Below are 8,845 nucleotides of genomic sequence, written 5' to 3' on the forward strand. Positions count from 1 at the left end.
TCATTGCGCCTCCAGCCAAAGCGGCCGCTTGCGGCCATGTACGTCCAGCGCCGGCCAGGCCGGGTCGAACGTCAGATTCTCGAGCCCTTGCGGGCCGAGCAGGAAGGTGTCTTCGATCTTGAGTCCCTCGAAGCTGGGATTGAACGCGAACGCCATGCCCTGCTCCAGCTGGGTGGCGGTGCTCGCGGTGGCGACGATCTCGCGCGCCAGGTAGCCCGTGATGCCGCCCTGGTGGTGCTCACGGATCGCGCTCTCGCGGTCGGCATGGTGATAGGCCTGGGCCAGCGCGTGGTACACGGCCGACAGCGACTTGCCCGGCATCACGGCCGCCAGGCCGGTCGCCTCCACGTCCATCAGCGCGCGCTGCCCGTCGGGCGCCGGCCCGAAGCTCACAAAGCGCGTGAGGTTCGCGTACAGGCCGTGGCGCCGTGCGCAGAACACCAGCATGGCGCGCTGGCCGATGCGCTCGCCGGACGGCGTCGGATGGCGGTACAGCGGCAGGCGCCGTTCGCCGGCCGCCAGCACCAGCGCGGGATGGATGCCGCGCCGCCACAACGCCTCGGCGCCGGCGCCGGCCAGTTCGTATTCGGTCCATTCCGGGCGCGCGCGGCGCAGCACCTCGCTCATCGCCTCGGACGCTTCGCGGCCCAGCACGCGGTAGCGCTCCTGCTCCGCCGGCCCCAGCACCATGCGGCGCTGGCGCAGCCCGAGCGGCAGCGGCTGCTCCTGGGTGCCGTTGAGATGGTTGGGGCGGTCCGACAGCACGGCCCGCCCGCCCGCGGCGTTCAGCACGAAGCGGGCACGCAGCTCGGGCTCGGCCCAGGGCTCGATATGGAAGGTGAAGCCCGGCGGGACTTCTTCGTTGCGCAGGCGTTCCGCTTCGATCTCGTCGGTGAGTACGCAGGCTTCCTCCGGCGTCACCAGCACCTCTGCCACGCCGGTCTCGGCCGCGTGCAGGACGGCGCTCGAGCCGCCCGCGGTGATCCAGGCGAACCAGTCCATGCCGCGCAGCCGGATCGCGCCCGCGCCCGTCTGCTGGAGGACGGCGCGCAGCGCGGCCAGCTTGTCGCTGACCTCGGCGCTGCGCACGTCGAGGGGGCCGCTCATGCGGGCTCCTCCAGGTTTACCTCCACCTGCTGCAGCTCATAAGCGGTGGTTTCGGGCAGCACGTCCATGGCGAACATGCCGGCCGCCAGCTCGGTGCCGGCCAGGTACTTGAGGCGGTCGCGGGTGCGGTAAGGCGGATAGAACTGGCAGTGCAGCTGGGTTTCCGGATGGTCCGCGCCATCGGTTGGCGCCTGGTACCAGGCCATCAGGTAAGGGAACGGGCGGTTCCACAGGTTCTCGAACTTGAGCAGCACGGTCTTGAGCGCGCGCGCCAGCCCCTCGCGCTGGGGCGGCGTCAGGGCCGCGAAATCCTTGCACGGCGCGGTCGGCATCACCCAGACCTCGTAGGGATAGCGGGCGCAGGCCGGTACGAAGGCGATCGCGTGGTCATCCTGGTAGAGCACGCGCTTGCCGTCGGCGGCTTCATCGCGCGCCATGTCGCACAGCAGGCTGGTGCCGTGCTGCAGGAAGTATTCGCGCTCCTGGGCCAGCATGCGCGCCGGCACCGACGGCACGAAGGGATAGGAATAGATCTGGCCGTGCGGATGGTGCAGGGTCACGCCGACTTCGGCGCCGCGGTTCTCGAACGGCAGCACGTAATGGATGTGCGGCTGGCTGCCGATGCGCACGGTACGGTCGCCCCATACCTGCAGCAGCAGCGCGATGCGCGACAGCGGCAGGTGGGCCAGGCCGCGGTCCGGGTTCTGGGTGAACACCACCACTTCGCAATGGCCGTTGGCCGGCGCGGTCGGCACCGTTACGGTCGGCGGGTCGTGCGACTCCAGCGCCAGCGATGGGAAGCGGTTGTCGAACACCGCGATCTCGTAGTCGCCGGCCGGCATTTCGGTCGGATGCTCGGGATCCCTGGTCGGCGCCAGCGGGTTGTATTGCGGCGGCGGCTGGTAGGTGCGGTTCTGGCGGAAGGCGGCATAGGTCACCCACTCGCCGCGCAGCGGATGCCAGCGCAGGTGCGGATTGGCGTGCTGGGGATCGGCGAAGGGACTGGGCGCGACAAGCCCGTCCGGGATCGGCTGGTTGCTGTAGAGAGTGAGATTGCGTCCGTCCGGCTTCTTGAGGTCTTTACTGTGCATGGCAATCAATAAGTTGTCGGTGACGTCCGGCGCGAAGGCAAGCGAGGTCGATTCGCTGCGATCGCGGTTAATGACCGATCCTAACATGCTGTTTTCGCCACATTTTCCGGGCAGAACGGAGTCATTTTCCGAGCGTCAATGACCCTGTCGGCCGAGGCTGGGAGCCCCTGGACGCAACTACTTGACTCTCCTAGGGAGAGCGCTTTGACTTGCCCTCATACCGCCCTCTGTTGTAGTTCTATTCCTACAAGATGATTAGAACTATTTACACATTTTGGCGCGAAAAACACTTACAGGCTGAGCAGTGGCTCAGCAGCGGACATCGAGCTTGGTAGATCGGTAATTTTCTGCGGGAAACGGGCAGCGTAGAGCGACCGAAGACGGGCAAGGGCCAGCCCAAATGCAGCGTGGGCGGCACCCAGTCCACGAGACTGGATGACCGCCCACGTCAGGAGAAGCGAAAGAAGTCTGCTTACTTGGCCAGCTCGACCAGCACCGCCGTATACATCTGCAGATTCAGCAGCAACTGCTTGGTCGTAATGAACTCATGCTCCGAGTGCCCCGTATAGACCTTGCCCGGCATCGCCGGCCCGAAGCTCACCGCATGCGGGAACAGGCGCGAATTGGTGCCGCCGCCGACCGCGACCGGCTTCGGATCTTTCATGCCAGTGAAATACGAGAACACGCCCATCAGGGTCGGCAGCTGCGGCGGATTCTTCTGCACCCACGGTTCGTTGATGCGCACCGAGATATTGGCCAGCGGCAGACGGCGGCCCTGCCATTGCGCCAGCGCGGCGTTCACTTCATTGGTCAGCTGCTCGGTGCTCTTGCCCTGCGGGCGGCGCATGTTAATCGACACTTCGATGCCGTCGTCGCGCTGCTTGATGACGGTGGGCGCGAAGGTCATTGGTCCCATGAAGCCGTCGCGGTAGGCGATGTTGCCGAACTTTTCGGCATGAATGCCGGTCCCCACCATATCGTTCAGGTAGTTCACCACGCCGCCGGCGGTCGTGTTCGGCCAGTCCTGCACCGCCAGCGCATCGGCCAGCATGCTGATCGCGTTGACGCCGTCTTCCGGCTTGGACGAGTGCGCCGACACGCCCTTGGCGCGCACGGCCAGGTTCTTGCCCTGCCACTCGTAGGTATAGCGCATGCCATCCTGCTTCGCGCCGCGTGCGCGGATCAGCTTTTCCAGTTCCGGGGTCGCGTTGGCGATCACTGCCTGGGCGTCTTCCGGGATCTGGCTGCCGAAGAAGCCGCCGCCGAATTCCGCCACGTAAGGCGCGCCTTCCGGCGCCGCTTCCGCGCCCTGCTTCGGAACGGTCACGGCCACCGTGCCATAGCCCTTCTCCGCCGTCACCGCCGGATATTCGGCGTCGAGGGTGATGTTCATCTGCGGCGGCTCATGGGTCTTGAGGAACTCGACCAGCGGCCCCCAGTCCGATTCCTCGCCCATGTACACATAGAGTTCGATGCGCTTGGACAGCGGCACCTGGCGGTCCTTGATCGCCTTCATCGCATACAGCGCGGTGGCGATCGGTCCCTTGTCGTCCTCGGCGCCACGCGCCAGCAGCTTGCCCGGCTCGCTGGTGCGGTCCAGCACGAAGGGCGACTTCTTCCACTTGCTCGGATCGACCGGCTGCACGTCGCCGTGCGTAATGACGCCGACGCGCTCGCTGCCGCTGCCCAGTCCAACGATCACGACCCAGCCGTGGTCGGCGTAGTCCAGGCCCAGGCGCTGGGCTTCCTGCTTGAGCGCGGTCTTGAAGGCAATGTGGACCGGGTTCTTGTCGGATGGGACCTTGGGATCGGCCACCGTGTTGTAGCTGACCAGCCTGGCCAGGGTGTCGACGATGTCGTTCTGGTAGGTGGCGACCGCGTACTTGGCGGCCTTGACGGCGGGCTCGCTGGGCGCGTTGGTATTGACGGGTGCGGCATGGCCTGCGGCGGCGGACGCCAGCAGCAGGCTGGCAAGCAGTGTTGTTCGAATCATGTGTTGCCAGTCTCCAGTGCAAAAGCTGTGATTGCAAAAGCGCAATGAGTCTAGCATAGGGGGCGTGCGCGCGTGATCCGGTCTTCCGGCTATCTTAGTGGGATCACTGAACCTCTTCAGGAAACCGGCATGAGCGACAAGAGCATCCTGCGCATCCACCCCGCACAGCGCGACGACATCGGCGACCTGGTCACGCGGCGGCCCTTGCCGGGCCCGCTGCTCGAGCGGATCGATCCCTTCCTCTTCCTCAATCACCACGGTCCGCAAACCTATCCGCCGCACAACCGCGGCCTGCCTTTCGGGCCGCATCCGCACCGCGGTTTCGAAACCGTGACCTTCATCGTCGAGGGCAGCCTGGCGCACCGCGACAACGCGGGGCACGAAAGCGTGATCCGTGCGGGCGGCGTGCAATGGATGACCGCGGGCAGCGGCATCGTGCATGCGGAAGTGTCGCCGCGCGATTTCCTCGACCAGGGTGGCCCGGTCGAGATCCTGCAGCTATGGGTCAACCTGCCTTCGCGCCTGAAGATGAGCGCGCCGGCCTATGTAGGTTTGCAGGAAGAAGAAATCCCCGCCCTGCCCCTGGATGAGGGCAAGGTCACGTTGCACTTGATCGCGGGGCAATGGGAGAGCACGCCGGCGCCGATCCAGTCCCTGACCGGCGTGTTCATGAGTACGCTCGAAATGCGGGCGGGCGGACACTTCCATGCGAAGGTCGCGCCGCCGCGCAAGGTCTTCCTGTACGTGGTGCGTGGAAGTATCGCCGTGGGCCGCCATGGCGATCTCGTCAACGCAAACCATCTTGTCGAGCTGGGCGACGATGGCGAGGCAGTCGACCTGCACACCGAATCCGGCGCCCTGCTGCTGTTCGGCCATGCCGAACCGATTCGCGAGCCCGTGGTCGCCCACGGGCCTTTCGTCATGACCACCCGCGCCGAGATCGCGCAGGCGGTCGCCGATTACCAGGCCGGCCGCTTTGGCTCAGCGCTTGGCTAAGGCCAGCGCCTTGCCGGCGCCGGTGCTGACCACCACCTCATCCGGGACGTCGGCGCCGGTGAAGGCGTAGCGGACGTCCTTGTCGACCGCCACGAACTTCCCTTTGCCCACGTGGATGATTTCCGATGGGCCATCGCCGAGGTCGGCGGTCAGGACGCGGCGCTGACCCTTGACCATTTCGGATACCGTCAGCACGCGGCCATCGTCCAGCGCATAGTCGCCTTGCACACGGTCGAACATGCGCGGCTTCATGTGTACTTGTTTCGGCTGGCTGGCGCGCACTTCCACGCGTCCGGTGTCGGCGCCTTGCGGGGCGGCGGCAGCGGTGAAGGACAGGACGGCGGCGCCGGCGAAGAGGACGAGGTGTTTGATGCGCATGATAAAGCTTCCTTTCAGGTCGAAATCCAAATAACGGACCTGGCGGCTGGTCTTGCGGTCGCAGGTCCCACGTTGTTCAGTTTCGCCAGCGCTGCTGTGTGTTGTCTGGCGATGTAGACAGTGTAGCCACGCCACCCGCGCTGACAAGCGAGCTTGGACCGAAGCGCGGAATTCGTGCGACGAATTGCGAAAAACGGGGACCAGACGGAGGGATGCATACAGGCGCGCCCATGCGATGTCTGCACGCCGTACAGATGTGTCGCGAAGCGCGCTTCCTGCTGCGCCCCGCAAGCTGTATATGCTTGTTCAAGCGCATGCCGATCTGGCCAGAAAGCCTGTAGATAAAGGCTCCGTTAGCGATACACCCATCCTCGCGCGGAGCGTGCGTCTGCATGTCTCGCGATGCCGTAGAGTGTCGCTGTCCACACTTTCATCGCTCCGACTCATGCAACCAGTTCCCCTCGCCGCGACCACGCGCGGCTATCCCGATAGCGGCTTTGCCGTCGAAAACGTGCACGCCGGTTCGGTCGCCGTCGTCGACCTGCGCGGCCGCCTGCTGTGGCAGGCGGGCGACCCGCACTACCCCACATTTACGCGCTCCGCGCTCAAGCCTTTCCAGGCCCTGCCCTTCATTTTGTCGGATGGCCCCGCGCGTTTCGGCCTGACGCGCGACGAGCTCGCGCTGCTGTGCGCCAGCCATTCCGGCGAAGAGCGCCATCTGGCCGGCGTGCGCTCCATCCTTGGCAAGATCGGCCTCGACGAAAGCCATCTCGAATGCGGCTGCGCCACGCCGCTCTATTACGAAGCCATGGGCCAGCCGGCGCCGCAAGACCGCACCTGGACCCAGCTGCATCACAACTGCTCCGGCAAGCACAGCGGCTTCCTGGCGTGGTGCCGCCTGCGTGGGGCGCCGACCCAGGGCTATGTCGACCGCGCGCACCCGCTGCAACAGGCCATCCTCAGCACCCTGGCCGACGCCGCGGGGCTGCCGGCCCAGCAGATGCCGTCCGGGATCGACGGCTGTTCCGCGCCCAACTACGCGATGCCGCTGTCGCGCCTGGCGCATTTGTATGCACGCCTGGCGCAAGGCCCTGCCGACGCGCAGCTCGGCGGCGCGATGGGCGTCCTGTTCGACGCGATGACCGGGCGGCCGGACATGGTCTCGGGCGAGGAGCGCACCGACCTGTTCTGGATGACGGCGGGCGGCGGCGACTGGGTGGCGAAGATCGGCGCGGATGCGGTGCAGGCGATCGGCATCCGCTCCGCCGGGATCGGCATCGCGATCAAGATCCAGGACGGCGCCAGCCGCGCGCTGCATCCCGCGACCTACAGCGTGCTGGAGCAGCTTGGGCTATTGGACGATGCGCGCCGCGCGCTGCTGGAGCGCTACCGCCAGCCGGCCATCAGGAACGCGCGCGGCACGGTTGCCGGCGACGTACGGCCCCTGTTCACGCTGCAGCGGGCGGGCTGACGGGTTCAGGCCGCGAGCCTGCGCAGCATGGCCGCGATGGCGTCCAGCACCGTGTCGTCCTGCCAGTAGAGGTTGTGCGAGAGCGGGTTCCAGCTTTTCAGCACCATGCTCAGCACGCCGGCGTTGGCGTTGATGGCGCGGTCCTCGACCAGGGCGCGGTAGCCGCCCGAGAGCGGCTGCAGCGGCCAGCCGAGGGCGTCGTCCGGGTCGTAGTAGTTGATCCACTTGAACAGGCTGGTGGGCGGAGCGATGGGGATGATGTGCATCTCCTTGTGCGCGGCGACGAAGATCGGGATATTGCAGCCGGTGGTGATCATGCCGGCGCAGGTGCCGGCGCCGATGAAGCCGCGTTCGCTGGCCGTCAGTGCGCGCCCATAGGCCTGCTGGGCCCAGGCGTCGATATTGCGCCAGATGCCGGCGCCGACCGGCTTGCCGGCGGCCGCCTTCTGGGCATCGTAGATATAGCTCGACAACACCTGGCAGCCCAGCGACTGCGCCAGGAACACCACCGGCATCCCGGGACGCACCGCGTGCGCCGACATCAGGGCGCGCGCGATTTCGCCCTGGGCGAGTTCGTAGACCGAGCCGGGAATCTCCTTGCGGTTCTCCAGGCCGGCCGCATCGCCGAAGCCATAGAGGACGAACTTGCGCAGGTCGTCGTAGCGGACCGTGCTCTGCGAGCGCGTGCGGTCCCACACCAGCTGCTGGTTGTCCTGCAGGATCTTCTGGTAGTACACCGAGCGCATCACCGCCTGCTCCGCCACCGTGCCGAGGCGGGTGCGTACGGAGGCCATCAGTTCGTCCGCGTAGTTCGGCGGGGTCTCCCCCATGCCGTGCACCGTGATCAACGCCACTTGCGCCATGATCTTCTCCCCTCGCCGGCTCTGCGGCCGGCCATGGCGCTAGCCTACCAAATTCCGGGCGCGTACGGTCGCGCTACGCGAAGCGCAAGCTGGCACAATGGACGCCATGGACATCCTGTTTGAACGCTACCTGGAGGCGATCCGCACGCTCGACCTGGCGCGGGTCGGCTCGCCTTCCGAAATCCCCGAGAGCTTCCTGCTGGCGCGCGAGGGGCGCTACAGCAGCTACTATATTCCCTTCGAGTCGGTGAACTCCGCCGCGCGCGTGGTCGTGGTCGGGATCTCGCCCGGCTTCGTGCAGTGGAAGAATGCGATGCGCGAAACGCAGCGGCAGATGACGGCCGGGGCCACGGTCGAGGCCAGCTTGCGCGCGGCGCGCCTGACGGGGGCGTTCAGCGGGGCGATCCGGCCGAACTTCGTGGCTCTACTGGATGCGATCGGTGTGCAGCGCTGGCTGGGGATCGCCAGTTGCGCCACCTTGTTCGATGTGGATGCGCCGCTGGTGCAGGTGAGCGCGATCCTGCGGCATCCGGTGTTCGTCGACGGGAAGAACTACAGCGGGACGCCGGCGATGCCCAGGCAGGCGTTTTTGCGCGAGGAGATGCTGCGCTATTTCGCGCACGAGGCGGCGATGCTGCCGGACGCAGTGTATATCCCGATGGGAGCGAGCGTGAGCGAAGGACTGGACTGGCTGGCGCGGCAAGGGGTGCTGCGTGGGGATCGGATATTGCATGGCTTGCCGCATCCTTCAGGGGCGAATGCGGAGAGGGTCGCGTATTTCCTCGGAAAGAAGGAGAAGGAGGCCTTGTCGGGGAAGACGAATGGGGAGATGATCGATCTCGCCCGGGAGAAGTTATTGGAGCAGATGCGGGTGCTGATGGCTAGCGGCTAACCTTCTCGGTGTGCGGAGAAACTTGGGTTCCGGCCGAGGGGGACGCCGAGTCCC

At 66.3% G+C, this 8,845-nt stretch carries 8 protein-coding genes; 3 read left to right on the plus strand and 5 right to left on the minus strand.

The window, feature by feature from the left end; genetic code table 11:
- The 3 genes from J8847_RS20305 to J8847_RS20315 all read right to left on the minus strand — a co-directional run bounded on the left by J8847_RS20305 (window position 1) and on the right by J8847_RS20315 (window position 4,191).
- Window positions 1–1,107, minus strand: coding sequence for a Xaa-Pro peptidase family protein (locus J8847_RS20305; protein WP_211526524.1), 1,107 nt, complete (start codon window positions 1,105–1,107; stop codon window positions 1–3).
- Window positions 1,104–2,285 (minus strand): galactose-1-phosphate uridylyltransferase, encoded by a 1,182-nt coding sequence (gene galT, locus J8847_RS20310; RefSeq protein ID WP_229429735.1) that lies wholly within the window; start codon window positions 2,283–2,285, stop codon window positions 1,104–1,106. The genes J8847_RS20305 and galT overlap by 4 nt, the downstream gene beginning before the upstream one ends.
- A 385-nt stretch (window positions 2,286–2,670) precedes the next feature.
- On the minus strand, window positions 2,671–4,191 hold the full coding sequence (locus tag J8847_RS20315; protein ID WP_211526525.1) for a dipeptidase: 1,521 nt from the start codon (window positions 4,189–4,191) through the stop codon (window positions 2,671–2,673).
- 129 nt (window positions 4,192–4,320) lie between these two features.
- Here J8847_RS20315 and J8847_RS20320 point away from each other — a divergent pair, with 129 nt between their 5' ends.
- Window positions 4,321–5,187, plus strand: a complete 867-nt coding sequence (locus J8847_RS20320; RefSeq protein ID WP_211526526.1) for a pirin family protein — start codon at window positions 4,321–4,323, stop codon at window positions 5,185–5,187.
- Here J8847_RS20320 and J8847_RS20325 read toward each other — a convergent pair.
- Window positions 5,173–5,565 carry a hypothetical protein gene (locus J8847_RS20325; protein ID WP_211526527.1) on the minus strand — a complete coding sequence of 131 codons (393 nt, stop codon included), beginning with the start codon at window positions 5,563–5,565 and terminating at the stop codon, window positions 5,173–5,175. The genes J8847_RS20320 and J8847_RS20325 overlap by 15 nt on opposite strands.
- Window positions 5,566–6,010: 445 nt before the next feature.
- Between J8847_RS20325 and J8847_RS20330 the strand changes: the two genes are divergently transcribed.
- Window positions 6,011–7,036 carry an asparaginase gene (locus J8847_RS20330; RefSeq protein WP_211526528.1) on the plus strand — a complete coding sequence of 342 codons (1,026 nt, stop codon included), beginning with the start codon at window positions 6,011–6,013 and terminating at the stop codon, window positions 7,034–7,036.
- 5 nt (window positions 7,037–7,041) lie between these two features.
- On the opposite strand, the gene J8847_RS20335 is transcribed toward J8847_RS20330, so the two are convergent.
- Window positions 7,042–7,899, minus strand: a complete 858-nt coding sequence (locus J8847_RS20335; protein ID WP_211526529.1) for a hypothetical protein — start codon at window positions 7,897–7,899, stop codon at window positions 7,042–7,044.
- Window positions 7,900–8,005: 106 nt separating this feature from the next.
- Here J8847_RS20335 and J8847_RS20340 point away from each other — a divergent pair, with 106 nt between their 5' ends.
- A complete protein-coding gene (locus tag J8847_RS20340) occupies window positions 8,006–8,791 on the plus strand; it encodes a hypothetical protein (RefSeq protein WP_211526530.1) in 786 nt (261 codons plus the stop codon).
- The last annotated feature ends 54 nt before the right edge of the window (window positions 8,792–8,845 follow it).

The organism is Massilia sp. AB1 (assembly GCF_018119385.1).
Lineage (GTDB): Bacteria > Pseudomonadota > Gammaproteobacteria > Burkholderiales > Burkholderiaceae_D > Telluria.

Excerpts from the sequence above, each read along its gene's own strand:
- J8847_RS20305 (WP_211526524.1), bottom strand. The coding sequence starts at position 1,107 with ATGAGCGGCCCCCTCGACGTGCGCAGCGCCGAGGTCAGCGACAAGCTG.
- galT (WP_229429735.1), bottom strand. The coding sequence starts at position 2,285 with ATGTTAGGATCGGTCATTAACCGCGATCGCAGCGAATCGACCTCGCTT.
- J8847_RS20315 (WP_211526525.1), bottom strand. The coding sequence starts at position 4,191 with ATGATTCGAACAACACTGCTTGCCAGCCTGCTGCTGGCGTCCGCCGCC.
- J8847_RS20320 (WP_211526526.1), top strand. The coding sequence starts at position 4,321 with ATGAGCGACAAGAGCATCCTGCGCATCCACCCCGCACAGCGCGACGAC.
- J8847_RS20325 (WP_211526527.1), bottom strand. The coding sequence starts at position 5,565 with ATGCGCATCAAACACCTCGTCCTCTTCGCCGGCGCCGCCGTCCTGTCC.
- J8847_RS20330 (WP_211526528.1), top strand. The coding sequence starts at position 6,011 with ATGCAACCAGTTCCCCTCGCCGCGACCACGCGCGGCTATCCCGATAGC.
- J8847_RS20335 (WP_211526529.1), bottom strand. The coding sequence starts at position 7,899 with ATGGCGCAAGTGGCGTTGATCACGGTGCACGGCATGGGGGAGACCCCG.
- J8847_RS20340 (WP_211526530.1), top strand. The coding sequence starts at position 8,006 with ATGGACATCCTGTTTGAACGCTACCTGGAGGCGATCCGCACGCTCGAC.